Genomic DNA, 24,601 nt, shown 5'->3' with positions numbered 1-24,601 from the left:
GGCGATGTGGGGGTATCCCGCGAGCGAGATGCCCCCACATCGCCGAACCGGAGTGGATCGAGGTCAGGCCGGCACGCCGGCCGCCTGCTCGTCGGACCGCCGCGGCGCGGGCTCCTCGTCGTGGTCGTCGACCATGGTGGCCTCGTCGAACGGGTCGTCGCCGCGCAGGACCCCGGCCGCCCGGTCCCGGTCGAACTCGCCGGTCCAGGTGCCCACCAGCACCGTGGCCACCGCGTTGCCGGCGAAGTTGGTCAGCGCCCGCGCCTCCGACATGAACCGGTCGATGCCGACGATCAGACCGACCCCGTCGACCAGGTCCGGACGGTGCGACTGGAGGCCGCCGGCCAGCGTGGCCAGGCCGGCGCCGGTGACGCCGGCCGCCCCCTTGGACGCGATGACCATGAACAGCAGCAGCGAGATCTGCTCGCCGACGGCGAGCGGCTTGCCCAGCGCGTCGGCGATGAACAGCGACGCCATGGTCAGGTAGATGGCCGTGCCGTCGAGGTTGAAGGAGTACCCGGTCGGCACGGTGATGCCGACGACCGGCTTGCTGACGCCGAAGTGCTCCATCTTGGCGATCAGCCGGGGCAGCGCCGACTCCGACGACGACGTCGACAGGATCAGCAGGAACTCCCGGCCCAGGTAGCGCAGCAGCGAGAAGATCGAGATCCGGGCGATGAACCAGAGCAGCGCGCCCAGCACCACCAGCACGAAGATCAGGCAGGTGGCGTAGAAGCCGAGCATGATCTGGGCGAGGCTCTTGAGGGCGTCCACGCCGGTCGCGCCGACCACGGCGGCCATCGCGCCGAACGCGCCGACCGGCGCCAGCCACATGATCATGGCAAGGACCTTGAAGACGACCCGTTGGATGACGGCGATCGCGCCGAGGACGGGCTCACCCCGACGTCCCAGCGCCTGCACGGCGAAGCCGACGAGCAGCGCGACCAGCAGCGTCTGGAGCACCTCGCCCTCGGTGAGCGCGGAGAACAGGGTCGTCGGGATGATCCCGAGGAGGAATTCCGTCGTACCGCCGGCCTCGTCACCGGCGGCGGCCTTGCCGGCGCCCGCGAGGTCCGGACCCAGGTCGAGGCCCGAGCCGGGGTGGATGATGTTGCCGACGACGAGGCCGATGGCGAGCGCGACGGTCGACATGGTCAGGAAGTAGCCGAGGGCCAGCCCGCCGACCTTGCCGACCTTCGCGGCCTGCCGGACGGAACCGACGCCGAGCACGATGGTGCAGAAGATGACCGGGCTGATCATCATCTTGATCAGGTTGACGAAGCCGGTGCCGATCGGCTTGAGTTCCTTGCCGAAATCGGGCGCTACCAGGCCGACCACGATGCCGGCGAGCACGGCCACGACGACGGCCAGGTACAGGTAACGGGTACGGTCCCGGCGGGCCGACGGTTCCGCCGTGGTGGTGGATGCGGTGGAGTCCATGCCGACAATGTGAAGCGCGTCTCACCCGTTGACAGCCTTGCGGTCATTCTGTTCACGACGAAAAGCGAGGGGACGATGGCGGTGACCCGACGGCAGTGGAGCATCGCGGGACAGCTCTTCGCCCTCCAGGCGGTGGTGGTGACGCTGCTCGTACTGGCCGGCGCGGCGGGCGCCGTCTGGCTGGCCCGCGCCGACTCCCGCCAGGCCGCGCAGGAGGAGGTGCTCGCCGTGGCACAGACCGTGGCCAACTCCCCCGACGTCCGCGCCGCCCTCACCACCGCCGACCCGGCCAGCATCCTGCAGCCGTACGCCGAATCGACCCGGCACGCCACGGGCACCGACTTCGTGGTGGTGATGGCCCCCGACCGCACCCGCTTCTCCCATCCCACCCGCGAGCGGATCGGTGAGCCGTTCGTCGGCGAGATCGGGCCCGCCCTGGCCGGCCACCCGTTCACCACCACAAACGTCGGAACGCTCGGCGAGTCGGTGCGCGCGGTCGTCCCGGTGTACGACCAGCGGCAGCGCATCGTCGGCCTGGTCTCGGTGGGCATCACCACCCGCGAGATCAACCGCAAGCTGCTGCGCCAACTCCCCGTGCTGCTCGGCGTGGCGGCGCCGGCGCTCGCGCTCGCCGCGACCGGCTCGTGGCTGCTCAGCCGGCGGCTGCGCCGCCAGACACACGGCCTGGGACCGGCGCAGATGACCCGGATGTACGAGTACTACGACGCGGTCCTGCACTCGGTGCGCGAGGGTCTCGTCGTGCTGACCACCGACCGGCGGGTGGCGCTGGTCAACGACGAGGGCCGGCGACTGCTGGGCCTCGACGCCGACCAGCCGGTCACCGACCAACCGGTGGGCGAGGTCGACCTGCCACCGGCGGTGGCCGAACTGCTCGCGGACGGCCGCGACGCTCTCGACGAGCCGCTGCTGGCCGGTGACCGGGTACTGGTGGCCAACCAGCGCACCGCTCGCTTCGAGGGCGCGGCGCTGGGCACCGTGCTGACCCTGCGCGACCAGACCGAGCTACGAACCCTGGCCAGCGAGCTGGACTCGGTCCGCGCGCTCACCCAGGCGTTGCAGGCGCAGACGCACGAGTCGGCCAACCGGCTGCACACCGTCCTCACCCTGGTGGAGCTGGGCCGGGCCGACGAGGCCGTCCGGCTCGGCACCCGGGACCTGGCCCTCGCCCAGCAGCTCACCGACCGGGTCGTCGACGCGGTCACCGAGCCCGCCCTGGCCGCCCTGCTGCTCGGCAAGTCCGCGCAGGCCGGCGAACGCGGCGTGGACCTGGTGATCGAGCCCGACTGCCACCTCGACGACAGCCCGCTGCCGACCAACGACCTGCTCACCGTCGTCGGCAACCTCGTCGACAACGCCCTGGAGGCGGTCGCCGGTACGCCCCCGCCGCGCACCGTACGGGTCTTCGTCGGCACGGTCGACGACGAGCTGGTGGTCCGGGTCGCCGACAACGGCCCCGGGCTGGCGAAGGAGCGGGTGGCGGACGCCTTCCGACGCGGCTGGTCCACCAAGAGCACCGGACGGGGTCTGGGCCTGGCGCTGATCGGGCAGGTGGTCCGCCGGCACGGCGGCAGCGCCGAGGTGACCCGCTCGGACGCGGGCGGCAGCCAGTTCACCGTCCGCCTACCGGCCCGGGGTCCGCGATGACCGACATCCGGGTGCTCGTGGTCGAGGACGAGCCGCTGCTGGCCGAGGCGCACGCCGCGTACACCGAGCGGGTGCCCGGTTTCGCGGTGGTCGGGGTGGCGCACACCGCACGGGCGGCGATGGCCGCCCTGCGCGCCAACGACGGCGGCGAGGTGGACCTCGTACTCCTGGATTTTCGGCTGCCCGACCTGCACGGCCTGGACGTCTGCCGGGCGCTGCGCGCGGCGGGCAGCAGCGTCGACGTGCTCGCCGTGACGTCCGCGCGGGACCTGGCGGTGGTGCGCACCGCGGTGTCCCTCGGGGTGACCCACTATTTGCTCAAGCCGTTCACGTTCGCGGCGTTCCGCGACAAGCTGGAGCGGTACGCGGACTACCGCGCCCAGGCGCTCGCCGACGGCGAGGTGGCCGCCCAGCACGACGTGGACCGGATGTTCGCGACCCTGCGCGGCACGACCGGCCACAGCCTGCCCAAGGGGCTCGACGCGCAGACCCTCACCCGGGTACGCGCCGCGCTGGCCGACGGGTCCCACCCCGGGGTGGGGCTGTCGGCGACCGAGGTGAGCGCGGCGACCGGCATCTCCCGGGTGACCGCCCGCCGCTACCTGGAGTACCTGGTGACCATCGACCGCGTCGTCCGCCAACCCCGCTACGGCACCCCCGGCCGCCCCGAGGTCGAGTACCGCCCCCGCTGAGGTCAACGGGACCTCAGCGGCGCCGGGGCGGACGTTGGCGTAGTCAGGGCATTGCTGCTGATCAACGATCAGGCGATCTGCCGCAAGTCGTCGCCGTAGTCGAAGATGATCCGCATCCGGGCACCGAGCGCGCGGGCATATCGGCTCAGCGTCGCGACCTCGTTGGCCTCAAGATCACCGTTCTCGATCTGGCTGACTCGGCCGGGCGTGACACCCATCAACTCGGCCACCTGGCGCTGGGTCAAGCCCAGCCGCTTACGCTCCTCGGCGAGGTGGAACGCGCTGATCCACGCCTCCGTTCGGGCACGTTCGGCGTCGAGCGCCTCATCGTCCCCGTCGTGCAGCTCGGCCCGGATGTCATTCCAATCATGGAAGTCGCTCATCAACCCTCCCTCCGCTTCCTCTCGAAGGCAAGCCAGCCCTCGTACGCGATCTCGGCCAGCGGAATCGCCTGGTCATACCATCGATTCCAGTTCCCCGCCTTGTTGCCGGCCACCAGCAGGACGGCCTGAGACCAGGGATCGAAGACGAACAGCACCCGAACGGCGACCTCCCGCCCGGACCTCGGGCGGAGTTCCTTGAGGTTGCTGATGGCAGAGCCTCGGAGGGTGTCGACAAGTGGACGCCCGAGGCCCGGCCCGGTCTCCGCGAGCAAGTCGATCGCCACGTTGACCGACCGATACGTCGCAGGGTCGGCCTGACGCAGAGATCGCAACCAGTCGCGGACTTCCGCTGTCGTCTTGATCGCCCAGCGACGTGGCGGCTCATGAGACATGGGGCAACTATAGCTCGGCCTATACACCGATCGTTGCGACCTAACCCGGTGGCGGGGCGGAGATCCGTTGTTAGACTCGTTCGGTCGGGTAGCAGTACGACCAGGGAGACCAGACATGGCGGGTGACGACGACATCTCCGGGTGAGACCGGACGTGTTCGGCCATCGGTTCGGCGCGCGTGTGCGCGGCCGCCGTGGCCATGTCGTCGTTCCACCGGTCCCGGTTCGTCGTCGGGCGCCGTGCGCGCGCCCAGCCCACCCTTCGAGGTCAACCACCATGTCTGACGCATTCATCGTCTGCTCGAACCTGTCCTTCTCCTGGCCGGACGACACCCCGGTCTTCGCGGAGTTGTCCTTCAGCGTCCCCGGCGGTCGCACCGGTCTGGTCGCGCCCAACGGCGCGGGCAAGAGCACGCTGCTGCGGCTGATCGCCGGGGAGCTGCGGCCCACCGGCGGCAGCGTCACCGTCGACGGTCTGCTCGGGTACCTGCCGCAGACCCTGCCGCTCGCCGGTGACCTGGCCGTGGCGCAGGTGCTCGGCGTCGCCGAACGGATCGCGGCGCTGCACGCCATCGAGGCCGGCGACGCGAGCGAGGCCCACTTCGCCACCATCGGCGACGACTGGGACATCGAGGAGCGCACCCGCTCCGAGCTGGACCGGCTCGGCCTCGGCGAGCTGTCGCTCGACCGGCCGCTGCGTACGCTCAGCGGCGGCCAGGTCGTCTCCCTCGGGCTGGCCGCGCAGCTGCTGCGCCGACCGGACGTGCTGCTACTCGACGAGCCGACCAACAACCTGGACCTGGCGGCCCGGCACAAGCTCTACGACGTGCTCACCGACTGGTCCGGATGCCTGCTGCTGGTCAGCCACGACCGGGAGCTGCTGGACCGGATGGACCGCATCGCCGAGCTGGACCGCGGCGAGATCCGCTGGTACGGGGGCAACTTCACCGCGTACACCGAGGCGGTGCGGGCGGCGCGCGAGGTGGCCGAGAGCAACCTGCGCAACGCGGAGCAGGAGGTCAAGCGGGAGAAGCGGGAGATGCAACAGGCCCGCGAGCGGGCCGACCGGCGGGCCAGCAACGCGTCCAAGAACCTGAAGAACGCCGGTCTGGCCCGGATCGTCGCCGGTGGGCTCAAGCGCAGCGCGCAGGAGTCGGCGGGCAAGGCGCAGGGGACGCACTCGGCCCGGCTCGGCGAGGCCAAGGCCCGGCTGGACGAGGCCGGCCGGGCGGTCCGTGAGGAGGACCGGATCGTCGTGGAGCTGCCGGACACCACCGTCCCGGCCGGACGGACGGTCTTCACCGGTACGGGGATGCGGGCCCGCTTCGACGACCGGGAACTGTTCGGCGGCGACGGCGCGGACCTGACGATCCGGGGACCGGAACGGATCGCGCTCACCGGGGCGAACGGCGTGGGCAAGTCGACCCTGCTGCGCCTGATCCAGGGCGACCTGTCACCTTCCGGCGGGGAGGTGAAGCGGGGCGACGGCCGGATCGCGTACCTGTCGCAGCGCCTCGACCTGCTGGACCTCGACCGTACGGTGGCGGAGAACTTCGCCGCGTACGCGCCGAGCCTGCCGGACGCCCGGCGGATGAACCTGCTGGCCCGGTTCCTGTTCCGGGGCAACCGGGTCAACCTGCCCGTCGGGGTGCTCTCCGGCGGGGAACGACTGCGGGCCACCCTGGCGTGTGTGCTCTGCGCCGAGCCCGCGCCGCAACTGCTGCTGCTCGACGAGCCGACCAACAACCTGGACCTGGTCAGCGTCGGCCAACTGGAAAGCGCGCTGACCGCGTACCAGGGCGCTTTTGTCGTGGTGAGCCACGACGAGCGGTTCCTGGCCGAGATCGGCGTGCAGCGGTGGCTGCGGCTGGCCGACGGTCAGCTCCGCGAGATCGCGGCCCCCGACCGGGTCTGAGCACGGCGGCGTCGCGCGGCCCGGCCGGACGTGCGCCGGCCGGGTCGCGCGGCCCGTCAGCTCACGTTGGCCGGGCCGAGGACGCTCTTGAGGTCACCCATCAGCGCGGTCGTCGCCGCCACCCGGAACGGGCCCAGCCGCAGGGTGGTGGTACGACCGCCGTTGAGCAGCTTGACGTGCACCTCGGTGTCGCCGGGGTGCAGCACCAGGGTCTCCTTGAGCCGTTCCACGAGCGGCGGCGTGCACCGGTGCACCGGGATGGTGAGGGTGACCGGCTTGTTGGTGGCGCTGGTGCTGACGTCCGGCATGGACATGTCCATCGCCATGATCCGTGGGGTGTCGTCGCGGCGGTCGACGCGGCCCTTGACCACCACGATGGCGTCCTCGGCGATGTACTGGCCGATCACCTCGTAGGTGTTCGGGAAGAACAGCGTCTCCACGCCACCGGCCAGGTCCTCCAGAGTGGCCGAGGCCCACGCCCGGCCCTGCTTGGTGACCCGCCGCTGCACGCCGGAGAGGATGCCGGCGAGGGTGACGACCGCCCCGTCGGGCACCGCCCCGTCCTCCGCGAGGGAGGCGATGGTGGTGTCGGCCGCCGCGCCCAGGATGTGTTCCAGGCCGAACAGCGGGTGGTCGGAGACGTACAGGCCGAGCATCTCGCGCTCGAAGGCCAGCTTGTCGCGCTTCTCCCACTCGCTGTCGCCGATGACCGGCATCACCGTCGTGCTGCCGGTGTCGGCGTCGCCGAAGCCGGCGCCGAACAGGTCGTACTGGCCGACAGCCTCCTTGCGCTTGACGTCGGCGTACGCGTCGATGGCGTCGGCGTGCACCGCGAGCAGACCCTTGCGGGGGTGCTCCATGGAGTCGAACGCGCCCGCCTTGATCAGCGATTCGATGGTCTTCTTGTTGCACACCACCGCGTCCACCTTGGACAGGAAGTCGTAGAAGTCGGTGTACTCGCCCTTCTCCTCGCGGCACCGCATGATCGAGGCGACCACGTTCGCGCCGACGTTGCGGACCGCCGCCAGGCCGAAGCGGATGTCCTTGCCGACCGGGGTGAACGGTCCGGCCGAGGTGTTCACGTCCGGTGGCAGCACCTGAATGCGCATCCGGCGGCACTCCGAGAGGTAGAGCGCCATCTTGTCCTTGTCGTCGCCGACGGACGTGAGCAGCCCGGCCATGTACTCGGCCGGGTAGTGCGCCTTGAGGTACGCCGTCCAGTAGGAGACCAGGCCGTACGCGGCGGAGTGCGCCTTGTTGAAGGCGTACCCGGCGAACGGCACCAGGACGTCCCACACCGCCTGGATCGCCTCGTCGGAGTAGCCGCGCTCGCGGCAGCCGTCCCGGAACGGGATGAACTCCTTGTCGAGGATCTCCTTCTTCTTCTTACCCATCGCCCGGCGCAGCAGGTCCGCCTGGCCGAGCGTGTAGCCGGCGAGGATCTGCGCGGCGCGCTGCACCTGCTCCTGGTAGACGATCAGGCCGTGCGTCGGGGCCAGGATCTCCCGCAGCGGCTCCTCCAGCTCCGGGTGGATCGGGGTGATCTCCTGGAGGCCGTTCTTGCGCAGCGCGTAGTTGGTGTGCGAGTCGACGCCCATCGGGCCGGGCCGGTACAGCGCCAGCACGGCCGAGATGTCCTCGAAGTTGTCCGGCTTCATCAACCGCAGCAGCGACCGCATCGGCCCGCCGTCGAGCTGGAACACGCCCAGGGTGTCTCCGCGGGCCAGCAGCTCGTACGCGGCCGGGTCGTCCAGCGGAAGGGCCAGCAGGTCGAGCTTGAGGTTGTGGTTCAGCTCGATGTTCTTGACCGCGTCGTCGATGATCGTCAGGTTGCGCAGGCCGAGGAAGTCCATCTTCAGCAGCCCGAGCGACTCGCAGGTCGGGTAGTCGAACTGCGTGATGATCGCCCCGTCGGCGTCGCGGCGCATCAGCGGGATGTGCTCGATGATCGGCTCGGCGGACATGATGACGCCGGCGGCGTGCACACCGGTCTGCCGGATCAGCCCCTCGATGCCCTTGGCCGTGTCGATCACCTTGCGCACGTCCGGGTCGGAGTCGTACAGGCCGCGGATCTCGCCCGCCTCGGCGTACCGGGGGTGCTTCGGGTCGAAGATGCCGGTGAGCGGGATGTCCTTGCCCATCACGGCCGGCGGCATGGCCTTGGTGATCCGGTCGCCGACCGCGTACGGGAAACCGAGCACCCGCGCCGAGTCCTTGATCGCGGCCTTCGCCTTGATCGTGCCGAAGGTGGCGATCTGGGCGACCTTGTCCTCACCCCACTTGTCGGTGACGTACTTGATCACCTCGCCGCGCCGGCGCTCGTCGAAGTCGATGTCGACATCCGGCATCGAGACCCGCTCGGGGTTGAGGAACCGCTCGAAGATCAGGCCGTGCGGGATCGGGTCCAGGTCGGTGATGCCCAGCGCGTACGCGACGAGCGAGCCGGCGGCCGAACCACGGCCCGGGCCCACCGCGATGCCCTGCTTCTTGGCCCACTGGATGAAGTCGGCCACCACGAGGAAGTACGACGGGAAGCCCATCTGGTTGATGACGCCCAGCTCGTACTCGGCCTGGACGACGTGCCCCTCCGGGATGCCGTTCGGGTAGCGGCGGGCCAGCCCGGCGAAGGTCTCCTTGCGGAACCAGGACTCCTCGGTCTCGCCCTCGGGCACCGGGAAGCGCGGCATCAGGTTGTGGAACTCGAACATGCCCTTCGGGTCGACCTTCTCGGCGACCAGCAGGGTGTTGCGGCAGCCCTGCTGCCACAGCTCGGACGAGTCGACCGCGCGCATCTGGTCGGCGCTCTTGACGAAGTAGCCGCCGCCCTCGAACCGGAACCGGTTGGGGTCGTCGATGTTGCTGCCGGTCTGCACGCAGAGCAGCACGTCGTGCGCGGTGGCCTGCGCCTCGTGCGTGTAGTGCGAGTCGTTGGTGACCACCGGCGGGATGTCCAGCTTGCGGGCGATCTCGGTCAGGCCGTCGCGGACCCGGCGCTCGATGTCGAGGCCGTGATCCATGATCTCCAGGAAGTAGTTCTCCTTGCCGAAGATGTCCTGGTAGCTCGCCGCGACCTTGAGCGCCTCGTCGAACTGCCCCAGCCGCAGCCGGGTCTGCACCGCCCCCGACGGGCAGCCCGTGGTGGCCATGATCCCCTCGGCGTGCTCGGCGATCAGCTCCATGTCCATCCGGGGCCACTTGACGTAGTGCCCCTCCATGGACGCCCGCGAGTTCAGGGTGAACAGGTTCTTCAGGCCCTGCGCGTTCTTCGCCCACATGGTCTTGTGGGTGATCGCGCCGTTACCCGAGACGTCGTCGCTCTTCTGCTCCGGCCGACCCCACTTGACCCGCGCCTTGTGGTAGCGCGACTCCGGCGCCACGTACGCCTCGACGCCCAGGATCGGGGTGATCCCGGCGGCCATCGCCTGGTTGTAGAAGTCGTTCGCGCCGTGCATGTTGCCGTGGTCGGTGATCGCCACCGCCGGCATGCCCAGCCGGTTGGCCTCGGCGAACAGGTCCTTCAACCGGGCCGCTCCGTCGAGCATCGAGTACTCGGTGTGCACGTGCAGATGCGCGAACGAATCAGCCATGCGTGGCGCCCCCCGGCGGTGTGGATCTAGGTGGTCGGAGCCGACCGGCACCTACCCTACCGAGGTGATCTCGGCGGCTCCACCGTCCGCGCCGAGGGTCGTGGCCCGCGTCTCCTCTGTCGGCCAGCGGCAGCCCGGGCGATCGCAGACGCGGACCGATCCGGTCCCGGACACGACCTTGCAGCCGATTGTTAGGCTTCGATGTGTGATCGGCCATCCCGTTCCGCGGGTCAGTTGAGGCAGGAGACGCTTCGATGATCAAAAGAATGAACAGGACCTTCGTTGCCCTGCTGGCCGGGCTCCTGTTGGCGCCCGCCGCCGCCGCGCCCGCCGTCGCGTCCACGGGAGTACCGGCCCAGGCTGGACCGATCGGCACACAGGCCTCCTGCTCCATCTATGTGCCGCTCAAAGAACACACGTTGGCCTACGTGGTGAAGGACAAGGCGGCGGTGCACACCGGACCGGCAGAGAACTGCTACGTCCATGCCCACCTGGCGTACGGCACGGATGTGGTCATTCAGGCCCGATACCGCAATTCTGCCAACAACCTCTGGTACGAGACCGACCGCGGCTGGATCTACTCGCCGTATGTGGAGATCTACCCCCGATGACAGCCCGTCCCGTCGGCGCGGACACTGCCGCCTAGTCTCAACCCCATGGCGAGGTATTACGACGTACACCCGGAGAACCCGCAGCCGCGGATCATCGGCCAGGTTGCCGACCTGATCCGCGGCGGTGGGCTGGTCGCGTACCCGACGGACTCCTGCTACGCGCTCGGCATCCAGTTGGGCAACCAGGACGGGCTGGACCGGATCCGGCAGATCCGCCATCTCGACGACCGGCACCACTTCACCCTGGTCTGCCGGGACTTCGCGCAGCTCGGCCAGTTCGTGCAGATCAGCAACGCGGTGTTCCGGCTGGTGAAGGCGTCCACGCCGGGCAGCTACACGTTCATCCTGCCGGCCACGAAGGAGGTGCCCCGCCGGATGCTGCACCCGAAGAAGCGGACCGTCGGCGTACGGGTGCCCCGGCACACGGTGACCCAGGCGCTGCTGGCCGAGTTGGGCGAGCCGCTGGTGTCCAGCACCCTGACGCTGCCCGGCGAGGACGAGCCGATGACGCAGGGGTGGGAGATCAAGGAACAGCTCGACCACCAACTCGACGCGGTGCTGGACGCCGGCGAGTGCGGCATGGAGCCGACGACGGTGATCGACCTGTCCGGCCCGGAGCCGGAGATCCTGCGCCGGGGTGCCGGCGACGCGTCCCGCTTCGAGTAGCCCGGGTCGGGTGCCGGACCGGACGAGGGCGGACCACCGCCGCCGGCCGTACGCTTGAGGATCGGTCACCGGCGAGCATTGGACACCCGGCATGCCCGACCCCGCTGATCTCGACGCCCTGGCCCGTCGCGCCGCGCAGGGCGACCCGCCGGCGCTGGACGCCCTGCTGGTCGCGGTGCGTCCGGAGGCGCTGCGGCTGTGCGCCCGATTCCTGCCCAACCGCCAGGACGCCGAGGAAGCCTGCCAGGACACACTCCTGGCGCTGGCCGGCGGCATCACCCGGTTCGAGGGTCGCTCCTCGTTCCGCACCTGGCTGCATCGGCTGGCCGCCAATCGGGCCCGCTCCACGTACCGCACGCTGCGCCGCCGCTGTCGACTGGAGGCCGGCGGCGTTCCGGTGCCCGATCAGGCCGATCCCCGACGGACCAGCGTGGTCGCGGGCACCCGCCTCGATCTGCTCGACGCGTTCGACGCGGTCCACCCCGACCACGCCGAGGTGGTGGCCCTGCGCGACGTGCTCGGGCTGAGCTACCCGGAGATCGCCGCCCTGCTCGACCTTCCGGTGGGCACGGTGAAGTCCCGGTTGCACCTGGCCCGCCGCCAGGTCCGGCAACGGCTCGACGCCGGATGAGCCCGGCGTCGTTGCGCCGGCTCGCCGTCGTCCTCGCGGCCACCGTGGGGGTCGCGGCCTGCGGCGCCGAGGCCGTCTCGCCGCTGCCCGTCCAGCCGCCCGGCCCGACCCCATCGACGCCGACACCCTCGGCGATCTCCGCAACCCCCGCGCCCGCCGCGTCGCCGTCCCGACCGCCGCCGCCCAGCGGGCGTCCGCCCGCGCCATCCAAACCATGGGGTACGCCCCGGACGACTCCCCCGCCGACGCCCGCGACGCCGGCCTGTCTGGGCGCGGTCCGTTACGACCTGCCGCTCGCCGAGACCGAGATCGAGCTGCTGCGATCGCTCTGCTTCGCGACCGGTGCGGTCCTGCGGATCCAGGGCATCGGGCCGGGGCTCGTCACCGTGGACCGCCCGGAACTGGTCTCCCAGCAGTACGAGGCGGGCGTGGTGGACGTCCGCTTCGTCCGCCCCGGCACCGTCGCCGTGACGATTCCGAAGGAGGGTCGGGAGCACACCATCACCGTGGTGATCCACTGACGGGCTGGTCTGCCCCGGGGCGGGTCAGCGCACCCGTACACCGGCGAGCAGGGTGTCGACGAACTCGGGTCCGCTGCCCGCCGGCGGGGCGATCTGCACGTACACCAGGGCGGAGCCGTCGGGGTGCAGGCCGGCCGACTCGACGATCCGCGGCCGGCCCCGGTCGCAGACGTAAAGCACCACCGTCCAGGCCACGCCCGCCTGTCGGGTGGTGCGGGACGGCGTGGGCGCGCAGTCCCCGTGCGTGCGCTCGACCAGGAAGCCGGCCGGCGTGGTGCGGGCCGCCGTGGTGGCCGAGAGGCCGACGAACGCGCCGGGCAGTCGGAGGTCGGCGGCCCAGCGGCGGGGGCGCGGCGACATCACCAGGGCTGGTTCGGGTTCGCCGTCGGCGCCGTACTGGCCGGCCCAGGTCGCTCCCGTGGCGGACCAGCCGGGCGGCAACGCCACGGTCAGCGGCCCGGTCGTGTACGTGCCGCCCGCCGACCGGCCCGATCCGGTGCCTCCCGGTTCGGCGGCCACCTGGCTCACCGCGACGGCGACCACGACGGCCACCCCGGCGAGCAGCGACCGGCGCGGACGGCGGACCTTCGGCCGAGGTGACGGTGGCCGCTGCCCCGAACCGGCCGCCGCAACCAGCCCTTGCGGGCCACCCGCCCGGGTCAGGGCGACGGGCCGCTCCGCCAGGTCGCACGCGCGGGTCAACGCGGCCCGCAGGGCTGCGGCGTCGGGATAGCGGTCGGCCGGGTGGTACGCGGTCGCCCGCGCGAGCACCGCCGCCACCGCCGGTGGCACATCCTCGCGGAGCCGGAGATCCGGGGGCGGGCCGGGCCGGGACGGCTGCGCGTCCAGCGGGTCGGCGGCCAGCAGCCGGACGCCGAGCCGGCCGAGCCCGTACACGTCGGCGCGGGTGTCGACCACCGCGCCCGGGTCGTCCTGCTCAGGGGCCATGTAGCCGGGGGTGCCGGCCCGGGCGGTCAGCCCCGAGGCGGCGGCGAGCGCCTTGGCGAGGCCGAGGTCGGCGATCAGCACCTGTTCGGCGTCGGGAGCGTCCGGGCCGGCGGAGCGGAACAGGACGTTGCCGGGGGTGAGGTCCCGGTGCACGACGCCGTGCCGGTGCAGCACGGCGACCCCGGCGCAGACCTCGCCGAGCAGCCACAGCGCGGTCGGCACCGGGATCTCGCCGCGGTCGAGGCGATCCCGCAGGCTCCCCCGGTCCGCCCAGGCCAGGACCGCGTACGGCCGGCCGTCGGGCAACTCACCGACGGTGTGCACCCGGATCAGCCGGTCCTGCTCCAGGCGGCGCAACAGTCGGGCCTCGTCGAGGAAGCGTTCCCGGACCCGCAGGTCGTGGCTCCAGTTCTCGGCCAGCACCTTGATCGCCACCCGCGCGTCGAGCACCGCGTCGTAGCCCAACCAGACCGTCGCGAACGAGCCGACGCCCAGCAGTCGCTCGATGGCGTAGGGCCCGATCCGCTGCGGAGCCGTCACCGTGTCACCCCCGGCCAGCTCGGTCTCCTCACAGTAGACCGGGTCGGTCGGGAAGCCGACGAACCGCTGACGCCGGCGCGGTGACTAACAGGGCAGGAGACCCATCACCGAAGGAGCGCACCATGAATCGTCCCTCGATCCTTCTCACCAGTGCCGCGCTGGCGCTCGGCACGCTCGTCCCGATGACCGTCGCGGGCCCGGCGGCGGCAGCGCCCCCGGCCGGCGGTGTCGCGGCGGCCCCGGCGTACGACCCGCCCGCCCCCGGGCACACCCACCCGCGGGTGCTCAGCGTCCGCGGCGCCGGCGTGTACCGGATCGGTGCCAGCCTGGCGGCGCTCACCGCGGCCGGACACATCGGCTGGACCGCGCCGGGCTGCGGCACGGTGGTCAACGCCGGCGTGACCGGTTCCTGGGCCGGTGTCCTCCTGCTGGCCTTCCGCGACGGACGACTGGTGGAGGTCGGTACGGCCACCGCGCCGCCGCAGTCGCCCGCCGGGGCCCGGGTCGGCATGTCCTTCGCGGAGTTGGAGGCGATCTACGGCCCGCGCGGGTCGATGATCAGTAACGACGCGGGGGACGCCGAGGCGTACCTGGTTCGCGTCGGGTCGCGGGTGGAGCTGTTCACCGGCCACCCGATCCGGCCGGGCGTCGGCTACTTCCAGGTCGGTCTGGCCAACTACGTGGAGCGGAACTTCCGCCAGGGCGGGTCCTGCTGATTCGCGCAGGTGGCGGGGCGTCCGGTGTCGACCGGGCGCCCCGCTTCGCGTACCCACAGCCGACACAATGACATCGGCGTAGACAACAGTGTGTGCCACACAGTATGATGTGACGCATGGTTAGCGAGGACGTTCTACGGACGCATCTGCAGGAGTTGCGTCGAGGCACCGTCGTGGTGGCCAGCCTGGTCGCGCTCCGGCGACCGGACTACGGCTACGCACTGCTGCAACGGCTCACCGACCACGGTTTCCCGGTGGACGCGAACACGCTCTACCCGCTGCTGCGCCGCCTGGAGGACCAGGGCCTGCTGACCAGCGAGTGGAACACCGAGGAGAGCCGACCGCGCAAGTTCTACCGGACCAGCGACGAGGGCGAGTCGATGCTGAGCCGGCTCCTGGACGACCTCGCCGCCGTACAGACCTCCATCAACGGCTTGATCCAAGGAGCGGACCGATGAACACCCTGACCGATCGCTACCTCGCCGCCACCCTGCGCTCGGTGCCCGCCCCGCGCCGCGACGAGATCGCCACCGAGTTGCGCGCCTCCATCGACGACATGATCGAGGGCCGGACCGACGGCGGGCAGGACGCCAGCACCGCCGAGCGGGAGGTGCTCACCGAGTTGGGCAACCCCGACCTGCTCGCCGCCCGGTACGCCGACCGCCGACTGCAACTCATCGGCCCGACCTACTACCTGATCTGGCTGCGACTGCTGAAGCTGCTGCTCAGCTTCATCCCGGCGCTCGTCGGCACGGTCGTCACGGTGGTCGAGGCGGCGGAAGGAAAGGGCTTCGGCGCCATCGGTCCCGGCATCGTGACGGCCATGCAGGTGGCCGTGCAGATCGCCTTCTGGCTCACCCTGACCTTCGCCGTCATCGAGCGCACCCAGACGGCCGTGGACCTGCCGAGGTGGACCGTCGACCAACTGCCCGACGCGCCGGTACGACGGGGCATCCCTCTCGCCGACACCATCGCATCGGTGATCATGCTGGTGCTGACCATCGCGTACCTGCCGTTGCAGCACTACCACTCCTGGGTGAACGGCACCGACGGCGAGAACATCGCCATCCTCGACCCGGCGCTGTGGTCGTTCTGGCTGCCGGCCCTGATCGGGGTGCTGGTCCTCAGCGTTGTCTTCGAGATCGTCAAGTACCGGATCGACCGCTGGACCTGGCCCCTGTTCGGCACGAAGGTGCTGCTCGACCTGGCGTTCGCGGTGCCGCTGGCCTGGCTGGCGCTCTCCGACCGGCTGCTCAACCCGGCCCTGGCCGAGCGCCTGAGCTGGGTGGCGGAGCCCGACAACCGGGACGGTCTCGGCCTGGCCATCGCGGTGGGCGCGGCCGCGATCGTGGTCTGGGACCTGATCGACACCGCCCGCAAGACCCGCCAGCAGACGACGGCTTGAGCGACACCGCAGACGGAGGCCCGGCGCGTACCCCGCGCCGGGCCGCCGCCCGTTGACCCGCCCGGTCGACGGGCCGCCGAGCGACGTGGCATCGTTCCTGGATGAGCACGGTCATGCGGGAGGAGTGGGCCCGACCGGGTCCGACGGCGGAACAGCGCCGAAACGACATCTGGATCGGCCTGGGGATCACCGCGCTGGCGTTGGTCAGCCTCACCCTGGCCCGCAGCACCGGAGCGTTCCTGCTGGGTCCGCCGCCGTCCGGGCCGGAGCAGCTGTTCTGGACCGTCGCCGTGACCGTGCCGCTGATCTGGCGACGGCGGTGGCCGGGCGCGACGCTGCTGGTCGTCGCGGTGGTGTTCGTCGCCGCTCAGGCCCGCTCGGCACCGGAGACCCAGTTCTCCGCGTGGGCCCTGTTCTGCACGCTCTACACCGTCGGCGCCTGGGGGCGGAACCGCCAGCTGGCCCGTCGGCTGCGCATCGGCGTGATCGCCGCGATGTTCGCCTGGTTGGGGATCTACTACGCGGTGATGATCGACCACATCCCGGCGGATGCCTTCTCCGACGCGGTCGGTCCGGTGCCGCCGAGGCTCGCCATGATGGTCACCGGCGTGCTGCTCAACGTGCTGGTCCTCGGCTTCGCGTACTTCTTCGGTGAGACCGCCTGGGTGGCCGCCCGCCGCGAGCACGAGCTGCGCGCCCAGGCCGAGGACCTGCGCCGGTCGCAGGCCACCGCCCGGGAACGGGCGGTGCTCGGCGAACGCGTCCGTATCGCCCGGGAGCTGCACGACGTGGTCGCCCACCACGTGTCGGTGATGGGCGTGCAGGCATCCGCCTGCCGGCGGGTGTTCGACCGCGACCCGGGCAAGGCCCGCACCGCGCTGACGGCCATCGAACAGAGCGCCCGTACCGCCGTCGACGAGCTGCGCCGGATGCTCGGCGTGCTGCGGACCTCCACCGGCACCGACGCCGCGACGCCGCCGGCCGGCGGCGTCGAACGGATCGGCGAGCTGGTCGAGCGGGCCCGGGCCGCCGGCCTCACGGCGACCCTCGGGGTGTACGGCGACCCGGTCGCGCTGCCCGAGTCGGTCTCCCAGACGGCCTACCGGGTGACGCAGGAGGCGGTGACCAACACCCTCAAGCACGCCGAGGCGGCGCTGCTGGACGTACGGGTCCGCTACCTGGCCCGGGAGGTCGAGGTCGACGTGACCGACGACGGGCGCGGCGGTGGCCGGGCCGACACCGGCGGACTGGGCCTGCTCGGCATGCGCGAACGGGTCACCGCCCACGACGGCGACCTGGAGGTCGGGCAACGAACCGGCGGCGGCTGGCGGGTCCGCGCCCGCTTCCCCCTCGACGGGTCGGCGGTGCGCACGATCAGCCCGCAGCGGGAGCCGGCCGACCACCACCGGGCGGCAGCCGACGCGGAGGCCCCGGCGTGAGCGCGACAGCCCAGCACGCGCCCGACATCGGCCCGACGGTCCGGGTGCTGCTCGCCGACGACCAGCACCTCGTCCGTACCGGCTTCCGGGTCATCCTGGAGGTGGAGGACGACATCGAGGTGGTCGGCGAGGCCGCCGACGGCGAACGGGCCGTCAGCATGACCCGGGCCACCCGCCCCGACGTCGTACTCATGGATGTGGAGATGCCCGGGATGGACGGCCTGGAGGCCACCCGGCGGATCGTCGCCGACGGCCCCGGGGCCCCCGCGGTGTTGATCCTCACGACCTTCGACCGCGACGACTACCTGTTCGCCGCGCTGCGGGCCGGGGCCAGCGGCTTCCTGCTCAAGAACGGCACACCGGAGGAGCTGGTCGAGGCGATCCGGGTGCTGGCCAGGGGCGATGGTCTGCTCGCCCCGGAGATCACCCGCCGGGTGATCTCCACCTTCGCCCGACCCGGCGACCCGGCGGGCACCGCCTACCGGGGCCTGGACGCCGAGGCCGCGCTGGCCGAGCTGACCCCGCGCGAGCGGGAGGTGCTGATGCTGATCGCCGCCGGATCGAGCAACGCGGAGATCGCCGCGACCATCCACCTGGGCGAGGCGACGGTGAAGACTCATGTGAGTCGGGTGCTGGCCAAACTCGGCCTGCGTGACCGGGTGCAGGCCGTGGTGTTCGCGTACGAGAACGGGGTGGTCCGGCCCGGCGGGTGACCGGCGTCCACCGCGAGGCGGACCCACCCGTTCAGCCGCCGGGCGGACGGCGCGACGGCGTACTCGATCTAGCGTGGGTGCGTGACCAGAACGCTTCGCCTCGACGGCGTCGACCGTAGCTTCGGCGACCGTCAGGTGCTCAGGAACGTGTCCTTCGAGGTGTCCGCCGGCCGGATGACCGGTTTCGTGGGCGCCAACGGCGCCGGCAAGACCACCACCATGCGGATCATCCTGGGTGTCCTCGCCCCGGACGCCGGCGAGGTGAGCTGGGGCGGCACGACGCTGACCCGGCAGGACCGTCGGCGCTTCGGCTACATGCCGGAGGAGCGGGGCCTCTACCCCAAGATGACGACCCGCGAGCAGGTGACCTACCTGGGCCGACTGCACGGGTTGGACGCCGGCGCGGCCCGGCGTTCCACCGACGCGCTGCTGGACCGGGTCGGGCTCGGTGAACGCGGCGACGACCTGCTGGAGACGCTGTCGCTCGGCAACCAGCAGCGCGCCCAGATCGCCGCCGCGCTGGTACACGACCCCGAGATGCTGGTGCTCGACGAACCGTTCTCCGGCCTGGACCCGCTGGCCGTGGAGACCGTCGTGGCCGTGCTGCGGGAACGGGCCTCGGCCGGTGTGCCGGTGCTCTTCTCCAGTCACCAGCTCGACGTCGTGGAACGCCTCTGCGACGACCTGGTGATCATCGGGGACGGGGTGATCCGGGCCGCCGGCAGCCGCCAGCAACTGCGCGACTCGTACACCGTGCCCCGGTTCGAGCTGGTCGTGGAGCACGACGCCGGCTGGGTACGCGACCACCCCGGGGCGACGGTGGTCGAGTTGGACGGCGCACGGGTGGTCTTCGACCTGCCGACCGGCACCGACGAACAGCCCGTGCTGCGGGCAGCTCTGGAGCGCGGCCCGGTCCGCTCCTTCCGCCCGGTCAGCCCCTCGCTCACCGAGATCTTCCGAGAGGTCACCCAGTGAACGTCACCCAGGCCACCCGGCTGGTCGCCGAACGCGAGATCCGGGTCAAGCTCCGCGACCGCACCTTCCTGTTCGGCACCCTGTTCTTCCTGCTGATCGCCGCGGCGGGCACCATCCTGCCCCCGCTGTTCTCCGGCGGGCCGTCCACCGTGGCGGTGACCGAGAGCATGGCCGCCCCGCTGCGCGCCGCCGGGCTCGAGGTACGGGTCGTCCCCGACGACCGGGCCGCCGAGCGGGCCGTCCGCGACGACGACGTGGATGCCGCGGTGGTCACCGGACCGGCCGTCCTGGCCATGGACGACGTCCCCGACGACGTGGTGCGGGCCCTGAGCACCCAGCCGACCGTCCGCCTGCTCGACCCGGACGCGGTCGATCCGGTGGTGGCGTTCCTGGTGCCGTTCGTCTTCGCGTTCGTCTTCTTCCTCACCTCGCAGACCTTCGGCGTGCAGATCGCGCAGAGCGTCATCGAGGAGAAGCAGACCCGGATCGTGGAGATCCTGGTCGCCGCGGTGCCGGTCCGGGCCCTGCTGGCCGGGAAGGTGGTGGCCGGGGCCATCCTGGCCTTCGCGCAGATCGCCCTGATCGCCGTGGTGGCGGTGCTCGGGCTGCAGATCGGCGACAGTGCGGGGTTGCTCAGCCTGCTCGCCCCGGCGATCGGCTGGTTCGTGCCGTTCTTCCTCGTCGGCTTCGTGCTGCTCGCCGCCATGTGGGCGGCGGCCGGCGCGCTGGCCAACCGGCAGGAGGACATCGCCGCGGTGTCGACGCCGGTGCAGCTCGCCGTCATGCTGCCGTTCTTCGCAGTGATCTTTCTGAACGACAACGCCACCGCGATGCGGGTGCTGTCCTACCTGCCGTTCTCGTCGCCCACGGCCATGCCGCTGCGACTGTTCACCGGCGACGCGGCCGGCTGGGAGCCGATCGTCTCGCTCGTCGTCCTGCTGCTCGCCGCCGGCGCGTTCGTCCTCGCCGGGGCCCGGGTGTACGAGGGGTCGCTGCTGCGCACCAACGGCCGAACCTCGCTGCGTACCGCCTGGCGGGAGCGGGAGACGATCGGCTGAGCCGGTCGGCCGCCCCGACGCGGGCGTCGGTGTCCTGATCGGATGCCGACGCCCGCTGCCGTACGGCACTGTCCCGAGCGCTGTTCGGTGGCCGTGATCAGCGCGAACACTCCTACCGTGAGCCGATCCTCACGGCGTCGACCTGGTCGTCGCCGGTTCCCGGACCGGAAGGCTCTCGATGTCCCCACCGAACCCCGGACGGCGACTCCGTCGTCTGCTCAGCCTGGTGCTCACGGTCGCCCTCGCCAGCACCCTCACCGCCCTCGTCCCGCACGCACCGGCCGCCGCCGCGGCGGGCAACCTGATCCTCAACGGCACGTTCGACAACGGCAGCACCGAACCCTGGTGGACCCGGCTCTCCTCGACCAGCACCACGGTCAACGCCGGGCAGTTGCGCATCCGCACCAGCAACACCGTCGGCAAGCCGGTGTGGGAGGACCTGGTCGGGCACTTCGAGTTCGGGGTGACGGCGGCCCAGCCGTACCGCGTGCAGTTCGACGCCTCCGCCGACGTCGGCCGCGACGTGCGCGTGTCGGTCTCCCGGGTGGACACACCCTTCACGTCGGCGTTCGACCAGACGGTGGCGCTGACCTCCACGTCGCGGCGCTTCACCTTCGACTTCACGTCGCCGTTCGGCGACCCGAAGGCGGTGCTGCTGTTCCACCTCGGCGCCCACGCCGCCTCGACGATCCGGCTGGACAACATCTCGCTGACCCCGCTGGCCGTCGACCCGGCCACCGACCCGGTCCTGCACTGGAACAACACGCTGCTGAACGCCTTCAAGGGGATGGACCTGCCACCGACCGTCCTGTCCCGTCACGCGGCCATCCTGCACGCGGCGATGCAGGACGCCGCCGTCTCCGTCACCGGCGTCGGCGACCCCTACCGGGTGCGGGTGCCGGTCAGCTACCCGGGCACCATGGACGACGTGGTGGCACCGTCACTGCACGCGGCGATCGACCGGGCGGCGTTCGACGTGTTGGTCGCCCTCTACCCGTCCCGCCGCACGGCCTTCGACGCCGCCTACGTCGCCGCCGGCTCGCGGCGGCCGTCCGGCCTGAACGCCGCCGAGGTCACCCGCGGCGAGACCGTCGGGGCCGCGGCCGCCGCCGCGAACCTCCAGGCTCGCGCCAACGACGGCGCCACCAACCCCGCTGGGTACGCCCCGGACGGCGTCGACGGCGCGTGGCGGCCGACCGACGGCAAGCCGGCGGTCAGCCCGAACTGGGGGCGCGTCACGCCGTTCGCCCTGAGCGCCGGTGACCAGTTCCGGCCCGGCCCACCGGCCGGCGCGGCCAGCTACGCCGACCTGCTCGGCCGGGACGAGTACCGCCGCAATGTCCAGGAGGTACGGGACTACGGCGGCACGACGTCGTCGCTGCGCACCGCGGAGCAGACGCAGATCGCCTACTTCTGGGCCAACGACCTGCCCGCCACCTACCGGCCACCGGGCCAACTCTTCGCGCACACCCGGATCGTGTCCGAGCAGCGGAAGCTGGGCATCCTGGCCAACGCCCGCCTCTTCGGGCTCGTCGCCCTGGCGCTCGCCGACGCGGCCATCGCCGCCTGGGACGCCAAGTACCTGACCGCCATCGACCTGTGGCGGCCGGAGAGCGCCATCGGCAACGGTTGGCAGCCGCTGTCGCAGGACGAGGCCGGCGTGTCGTTCTCACCGCCCTTCCCGGCGTACGTATCCGGGCACGCCACCTTCGCCGGCGCCTGGGCGGCGGTGCTGAAGGGCTTCTTCGGCACCAACGCCATCGCCTTCGACGCCACCACCGACGATCCGCACGCGCGGGGAGTCGTACGACACATGAGCGGCTTCGACGAGGCCGCCCGGGAGAACGCGCTCAGTCGGATCTACCTGGGCGTGCACTACCGGTTCGACGCGGAGGCCGGCATCGCCACCGGCAACGCCGTCGGCGCGTACGTGGTCGCCAACCGGCTCCGGCCGTGAGTCGTCCGCCGCAGTGACCGGACTCCCGCCCGGCCCCGCGGGGCCGGGCGGGCAGTCGTCGCGCGTCACACCGAGGAGACGCAGGTCCAATGACGAAAATCGCCGGTACGCGCCCAGATGTCGCGCGCCGCCCCGATGTTCCAACCCGGATCCAGCGCGGTCCGGCGGTCGACCCCGAGGCGGGACAGCTCCGTGTCGCTGAACTGGAACAGACCCCACCGCCGCGACCCGTCGGCGGTCACCTCCACCCGCAGCGGGTCCAGTCCGGACAGGCACCGGGCCAGCCGCACCGCCTCGGACGGGTCCTCCGGGAACCGTGCCCGGAGGTACTTGCTGATCCGGTTCTCCGTCCACGCGACGGGCGACACCGCGCTGTCCTGGAGGGCGTCGAGCACCTGCCGGTCCACGGTGCCGCTGACCTCCAGGCTGTGCAACGCCTGGAAGGCGATCACCCGGCTGGTCGTGTCGGGCCCGAACCACCCGTCGACGGGCACCCGCAACCCGCTCGCCGCCAGCCGTTCCTGGAGGTCCAGCACGCAGGGGCCGTACATGCCTTGGCGCAGGACGAGCGGACACGGCCCGCTCGATCCGGTACCGCTGGACCTGGGGGTCATTCCGTCACCGGCGGGCAGCAGCGCGCCCACCGTCAGCGCGCCCACCAGCGCCAGCGCTCCCAGTGGCAGCCGGCGACGCGCGGACCGGGGTCGGTCGGTGGACCGACGAGGACCGGTCGCCTCGACGGCCACCGGAGCGGAGTCCGGCGGCGCGGGGTGCGTCGACTCGCCCGACGCCGGCCGGCCGGTGGGGCGCATCGGCTCGCAGAGCCGGGCCTCGATGTCGCGGTGTAGGTCCAGCCACCGTTCGATCTCGGGCGCGGACGTGCCGCAGGCGGCCAGCAACGCCGTGACGGTCCGCTCGCGGGGCAGGGTGGTGCGCCCCAGCATGGTGGCGAGGGTGCTCGGCGGCAGCCAGTGCCCCGCCGCCGAGGCCCGCTGGGCCACCTCCCGGTACGTCAGGCCGGAGCGTCGCCGCACGTCCCGCAGCGACGCCACGTACTCCCCCGCCGTGGTCACCTGCGGCACCGGATCCCGGACAGCGTCAATCATCGGATCTCCCCCGTGTCGTTGATGTGGTCGGGTTCGGACCGGTCCCCGTTCGCGAACCCGACGGCCGGTACGGTGCGAACCGCAGCGGCCATCGACGAAAACGCTAGATAGCCGGGTCGTCGCGGACAATGCCCTGGTCGGGGCGGTGCGGTGTCCGCGCAGCTCAGAGGGGCCTGTCCGGGTTTTGTCCGACCACCTCGGACAGACGTCGGACCGACTTGCCCGAAGGCGTGCAGGGTCAGCAGAATCAGGCGATGACCACGGGGGAGCTTCGACCGGATGAGGCGGCCAATCCGGCCGAGTTCATCGAACTGCTGCGCCACCTCAAGGACCGCTCCCGGCTGACGTTCCGGCAACTCGAACAGCGCGCCGTCGCGGCCGGTGACGTGTTGGCCCGCAGCACCGCCGCCGACCTCCTGCGCCGCTCCACCCTGCCGCGCCCCGAGGTGCTGGCGGCGTTCGTCCGCGCCTGTGGGGCGGGCGAGCAGGTCGACGAGTGGCTGCGCGCGCGGCACCGGCTGGCCGCGGGCGAGTACGCCGTCGCCGGGCCGCCGGTGGACGCGCCATCCGACACCCGGACCGACCGCCCGGCTGAGGCACGACGGCGCTGGTCGGGTCGGCCCGCCCTGCTGGCGCTGCTCGTCGTCGCCACCCTGCTCGTCGGGCTCGGCGTCTGGTTCTGGTGGCCCCACGACGAGGAGCGCCGGACGTCGGAGACGGCCGCCGGCGGCGCGTCGCCGAGCCCGACCGCGTCCGGTGCCGGTCAGCGGTCGCCGGCCAGCGGCCGCATCCAGATCCGTCCCGCCAGTTACCCGAGCCTCTGCATCAGCGAGGGGCGCGACCGCAGCGGCCGGTACAAGGCCGAAGTGGCGGTCCAACGCCCCTGCGCGGGCGCGACCCCGCCGGAGACCTACCTGGTGCCGGTGGCCGGCGACATGTACTTCGTCAAGTGGGAGCACCCGGTCAACGGGGTCGGCTGCCTCACGGTGCGGCGGGAGGATCCCGGGCAGAACCTCATCGAGCCGTGGGAACAGTGCAGCACCGACTCCTGGTACCAGCTGTTCCGCTTCGAGCCGGCCGGTTCGACGCCGGACGCGTACCGCCTGCGACCGGCGGGCAGTGACCTCTGCGTGGGCATCCGCGACGACGCCACCCAGGTCCCGGCCGAGGCCGCCGCCGAACCGTGCACAGGCCAACCCGACCAGGTGTTCCTGGTGGACGCGGCGCCCGCAAAGTGACGCC

Annotated in this window: 22 protein-coding genes; 16 read left to right on the top strand and 6 right to left on the bottom strand. The window is 71.8% G+C overall.

Going from position 1 to position 24,601, the window contains the following annotated elements:
- Window positions 1-63: 63 nt before the first annotated feature.
- Window positions 64-1,440: a cation:dicarboxylate symporter family transporter gene (locus ACN263_RS10080; RefSeq protein ID WP_422739535.1), complete on the bottom strand. Its 1,377-nt coding sequence runs from the start codon at window positions 1,438-1,440 to the stop codon at window positions 64-66.
- A gap of 75 nt (window positions 1,441-1,515) precedes the next feature.
- On the opposite strand from ACN263_RS10080, the gene ACN263_RS10075 reads away from it, so the two are divergent.
- Together ACN263_RS10075 and ACN263_RS10070 are read left to right on the top strand one after the other, a co-directional pair.
- Window positions 1,516-3,105, top strand: coding sequence for an ATP-binding protein (locus ACN263_RS10075; protein WP_422739534.1), 1,590 nt, complete (start codon window positions 1,516-1,518; stop codon window positions 3,103-3,105).
- Entirely contained in the window at window positions 3,102-3,797 is a 696-nt protein-coding gene (locus tag ACN263_RS10070; protein WP_422739533.1) for a response regulator, read from the top strand. The genes ACN263_RS10075 and ACN263_RS10070 overlap by 4 nt, the downstream gene beginning before the upstream one ends.
- 68 nt (window positions 3,798-3,865) lie before the next feature.
- Here ACN263_RS10070 and ACN263_RS10065 read toward each other — a convergent pair whose 3' ends face one another.
- Together ACN263_RS10065 and ACN263_RS10060 are read right to left on the bottom strand one after the other, a co-directional pair.
- Window positions 3,866-4,180 (bottom strand): transcriptional regulator, encoded by a 315-nt coding sequence (locus ACN263_RS10065; RefSeq protein ID WP_121654474.1) that lies wholly within the window; start codon window positions 4,178-4,180, stop codon window positions 3,866-3,868.
- A complete protein-coding gene (locus tag ACN263_RS10060) occupies window positions 4,180-4,572 on the bottom strand; it encodes a type II toxin-antitoxin system RelE/ParE family toxin (protein WP_421475833.1) in 393 nt (130 codons plus the stop codon). The genes ACN263_RS10065 and ACN263_RS10060 overlap by 1 nt, the downstream gene beginning before the upstream one ends.
- Window positions 4,573-4,848: 276 nt before the next feature.
- Between ACN263_RS10060 and abc-f the strand changes: the two genes are divergently transcribed.
- The gene (abc-f, locus tag ACN263_RS10055) at window positions 4,849-6,486 is read left to right on the top strand and encodes a ribosomal protection-like ABC-F family protein (RefSeq protein WP_422739532.1); all 1,638 of its coding nucleotides are present in this window, start codon (window positions 4,849-4,851) and stop codon (window positions 6,484-6,486) included.
- Between the two features lie 56 nt (window positions 6,487-6,542).
- Here the strand turns inward: abc-f and dnaE are convergent, their stop codons facing one another.
- On the bottom strand, window positions 6,543-10,073 hold the full coding sequence (gene dnaE / locus ACN263_RS10050) for a DNA polymerase III subunit alpha (protein ID WP_422739531.1): 3,531 nt from the start codon (window positions 10,071-10,073) through the stop codon (window positions 6,543-6,545).
- 266 nt (window positions 10,074-10,339) lie between these two features.
- On the opposite strand from dnaE, the gene ACN263_RS10045 reads away from it, so the two are divergent.
- The 4 genes from ACN263_RS10045 to ACN263_RS10030 all read left to right on the top strand — a co-directional run bounded on the left by ACN263_RS10045 (window position 10,340) and on the right by ACN263_RS10030 (window position 12,502).
- A complete protein-coding gene (locus tag ACN263_RS10045) occupies window positions 10,340-10,684 on the top strand; it encodes a hypothetical protein (RefSeq protein WP_422739530.1) in 345 nt (114 codons plus the stop codon).
- Between the two features lie 45 nt (window positions 10,685-10,729).
- Complete coding sequence (locus tag ACN263_RS10040) at window positions 10,730-11,350, top strand: L-threonylcarbamoyladenylate synthase (RefSeq protein WP_422739529.1); 621 nt, start codon at window positions 10,730-10,732, stop codon at window positions 11,348-11,350.
- Between the two features lie 91 nt (window positions 11,351-11,441).
- On the top strand, window positions 11,442-11,981 hold the full coding sequence (locus ACN263_RS10035; protein ID WP_422739528.1) for an RNA polymerase sigma factor: 540 nt from the start codon (window positions 11,442-11,444) through the stop codon (window positions 11,979-11,981).
- Entirely contained in the window at window positions 11,978-12,502 is a 525-nt protein-coding gene (locus ACN263_RS10030; RefSeq protein WP_422739527.1) for a hypothetical protein, read from the top strand. The genes ACN263_RS10035 and ACN263_RS10030 overlap by 4 nt, the downstream gene beginning before the upstream one ends.
- A gap of 24 nt (window positions 12,503-12,526) precedes the next feature.
- Here the strand turns inward: ACN263_RS10030 and ACN263_RS10025 are convergent, their stop codons facing one another.
- A complete protein-coding gene (locus ACN263_RS10025) occupies window positions 12,527-13,990 on the bottom strand; it encodes a serine/threonine-protein kinase (protein WP_422739526.1) in 1,464 nt (487 codons plus the stop codon).
- A gap of 122 nt (window positions 13,991-14,112) precedes the next feature.
- Between ACN263_RS10025 and ACN263_RS10020 the strand changes: the two genes are divergently transcribed.
- The 8 genes from ACN263_RS10020 (at window position 14,113) to ACN263_RS09985 (ending at window position 22,253) form a co-directional block, all read left to right on the top strand.
- The gene (locus ACN263_RS10020; RefSeq protein WP_422739525.1) at window positions 14,113-14,706 is read left to right on the top strand and encodes a hypothetical protein; all 594 of its coding nucleotides are present in this window, start codon (window positions 14,113-14,115) and stop codon (window positions 14,704-14,706) included.
- 116 nt (window positions 14,707-14,822) lie between these two features.
- Window positions 14,823-15,164, top strand: a complete 342-nt coding sequence (locus ACN263_RS10015; RefSeq protein ID WP_421475825.1) for a PadR family transcriptional regulator — start codon at window positions 14,823-14,825, stop codon at window positions 15,162-15,164.
- Window positions 15,161-16,111, top strand: coding sequence for a permease prefix domain 1-containing protein (locus ACN263_RS10010; RefSeq protein ID WP_422739524.1), 951 nt, complete (start codon window positions 15,161-15,163; stop codon window positions 16,109-16,111). Before ACN263_RS10015 ends, ACN263_RS10010 begins: the two co-directional genes overlap by 4 nt.
- A gap of 101 nt (window positions 16,112-16,212) precedes the next feature.
- Window positions 16,213-17,550, top strand: coding sequence for a sensor histidine kinase (locus tag ACN263_RS10005; RefSeq protein ID WP_422739523.1), 1,338 nt, complete (start codon window positions 16,213-16,215; stop codon window positions 17,548-17,550).
- 26 nt (window positions 17,551-17,576) lie between these two features.
- Entirely contained in the window at window positions 17,577-18,263 is a 687-nt protein-coding gene (locus ACN263_RS10000; RefSeq protein ID WP_422740658.1) for a response regulator, read from the top strand.
- Between the two features lie 81 nt (window positions 18,264-18,344).
- Window positions 18,345-19,238: an ABC transporter ATP-binding protein gene (locus ACN263_RS09995; protein ID WP_422739522.1), complete on the top strand. Its 894-nt coding sequence runs from the start codon at window positions 18,345-18,347 to the stop codon at window positions 19,236-19,238.
- Window positions 19,235-20,296, top strand: coding sequence for an ABC transporter permease (locus tag ACN263_RS09990; protein ID WP_422739521.1), 1,062 nt, complete (start codon window positions 19,235-19,237; stop codon window positions 20,294-20,296). The genes ACN263_RS09995 and ACN263_RS09990 overlap by 4 nt, the downstream gene beginning before the upstream one ends.
- Window positions 20,297-20,474: 178 nt before the next feature.
- Entirely contained in the window at window positions 20,475-22,253 is a 1,779-nt protein-coding gene (locus ACN263_RS09985) for a carbohydrate binding domain-containing protein (RefSeq protein ID WP_422739520.1), read from the top strand.
- A 65-nt stretch (window positions 22,254-22,318) separates the two neighbouring features.
- Here the strand turns inward: ACN263_RS09985 and ACN263_RS09980 are convergent, their stop codons facing one another.
- Complete coding sequence (locus ACN263_RS09980; protein ID WP_422739519.1) at window positions 22,319-23,359, bottom strand: peptidoglycan-binding protein; 1,041 nt, start codon at window positions 23,357-23,359, stop codon at window positions 22,319-22,321.
- 254 nt (window positions 23,360-23,613) lie between these two features.
- On the opposite strand from ACN263_RS09980, the gene ACN263_RS09975 reads away from it, so the two are divergent.
- Complete coding sequence (locus ACN263_RS09975) at window positions 23,614-24,597, top strand: RICIN domain-containing protein (RefSeq protein WP_422739518.1); 984 nt, start codon at window positions 23,614-23,616, stop codon at window positions 24,595-24,597.
- Window positions 24,598-24,601 lie beyond the last annotated feature (4 nt).

Source organism: Micromonospora sp. WMMD729 (assembly GCF_049315225.1).
Classification (GTDB): domain Bacteria; phylum Actinomycetota; class Actinomycetes; order Mycobacteriales; family Micromonosporaceae; genus Micromonospora.
The sequence above is the reverse complement of the archived record's forward strand: the minus strand, read 5'-3'. Positions and strand labels throughout refer to the sequence as shown.

What these genes read in the sequence shown, in the direction of transcription:
- ACN263_RS09985 (WP_422739520.1), top strand. Translation starts at nt 20,475, where the DNA reads ATGTCCCCACCGAACCCCGGACGGCGACTCCGTCGTCTGCTCAGCCTG.
- ACN263_RS09980 (WP_422739519.1), bottom strand. Translation starts at nt 23,359, where the DNA reads ATGATTGACGCTGTCCGGGATCCGGTGCCGCAGGTGACCACGGCGGGG.
- abc-f (WP_422739532.1), top strand. Translation starts at nt 4,849, where the DNA reads ATGTCTGACGCATTCATCGTCTGCTCGAACCTGTCCTTCTCCTGGCCG.
- ACN263_RS10040 (WP_422739529.1), top strand. Translation starts at nt 10,730, where the DNA reads ATGGCGAGGTATTACGACGTACACCCGGAGAACCCGCAGCCGCGGATC.
- ACN263_RS10035 (WP_422739528.1), top strand. Translation starts at nt 11,442, where the DNA reads ATGCCCGACCCCGCTGATCTCGACGCCCTGGCCCGTCGCGCCGCGCAG.
- ACN263_RS10060 (WP_421475833.1), bottom strand. Translation starts at nt 4,572, where the DNA reads ATGTCTCATGAGCCGCCACGTCGCTGGGCGATCAAGACGACAGCGGAA.
- ACN263_RS10015 (WP_421475825.1), top strand. Translation starts at nt 14,823, where the DNA reads ATGGTTAGCGAGGACGTTCTACGGACGCATCTGCAGGAGTTGCGTCGA.
- ACN263_RS10020 (WP_422739525.1), top strand. Translation starts at nt 14,113, where the DNA reads ATGAATCGTCCCTCGATCCTTCTCACCAGTGCCGCGCTGGCGCTCGGC.
- ACN263_RS10010 (WP_422739524.1), top strand. Translation starts at nt 15,161, where the DNA reads ATGAACACCCTGACCGATCGCTACCTCGCCGCCACCCTGCGCTCGGTG.
- ACN263_RS10075 (WP_422739534.1), top strand. Translation starts at nt 1,516, where the DNA reads ATGGCGGTGACCCGACGGCAGTGGAGCATCGCGGGACAGCTCTTCGCC.
- ACN263_RS10070 (WP_422739533.1), top strand. Translation starts at nt 3,102, where the DNA reads ATGACCGACATCCGGGTGCTCGTGGTCGAGGACGAGCCGCTGCTGGCC.
- ACN263_RS10080 (WP_422739535.1), bottom strand. Translation starts at nt 1,440, where the DNA reads ATGGACTCCACCGCATCCACCACCACGGCGGAACCGTCGGCCCGCCGG.
- ACN263_RS10030 (WP_422739527.1), top strand. Translation starts at nt 11,978, where the DNA reads ATGAGCCCGGCGTCGTTGCGCCGGCTCGCCGTCGTCCTCGCGGCCACC.
- ACN263_RS09975 (WP_422739518.1), top strand. Translation starts at nt 23,614, where the DNA reads ATGACCACGGGGGAGCTTCGACCGGATGAGGCGGCCAATCCGGCCGAG.
- ACN263_RS10005 (WP_422739523.1), top strand. Translation starts at nt 16,213, where the DNA reads ATGAGCACGGTCATGCGGGAGGAGTGGGCCCGACCGGGTCCGACGGCG.
- dnaE (WP_422739531.1), bottom strand. Translation starts at nt 10,073, where the DNA reads ATGGCTGATTCGTTCGCGCATCTGCACGTGCACACCGAGTACTCGATG.
- ACN263_RS10045 (WP_422739530.1), top strand. Translation starts at nt 10,340, where the DNA reads ATGAACAGGACCTTCGTTGCCCTGCTGGCCGGGCTCCTGTTGGCGCCC.
- ACN263_RS10065 (WP_121654474.1), bottom strand. Translation starts at nt 4,180, where the DNA reads ATGAGCGACTTCCATGATTGGAATGACATCCGGGCCGAGCTGCACGAC.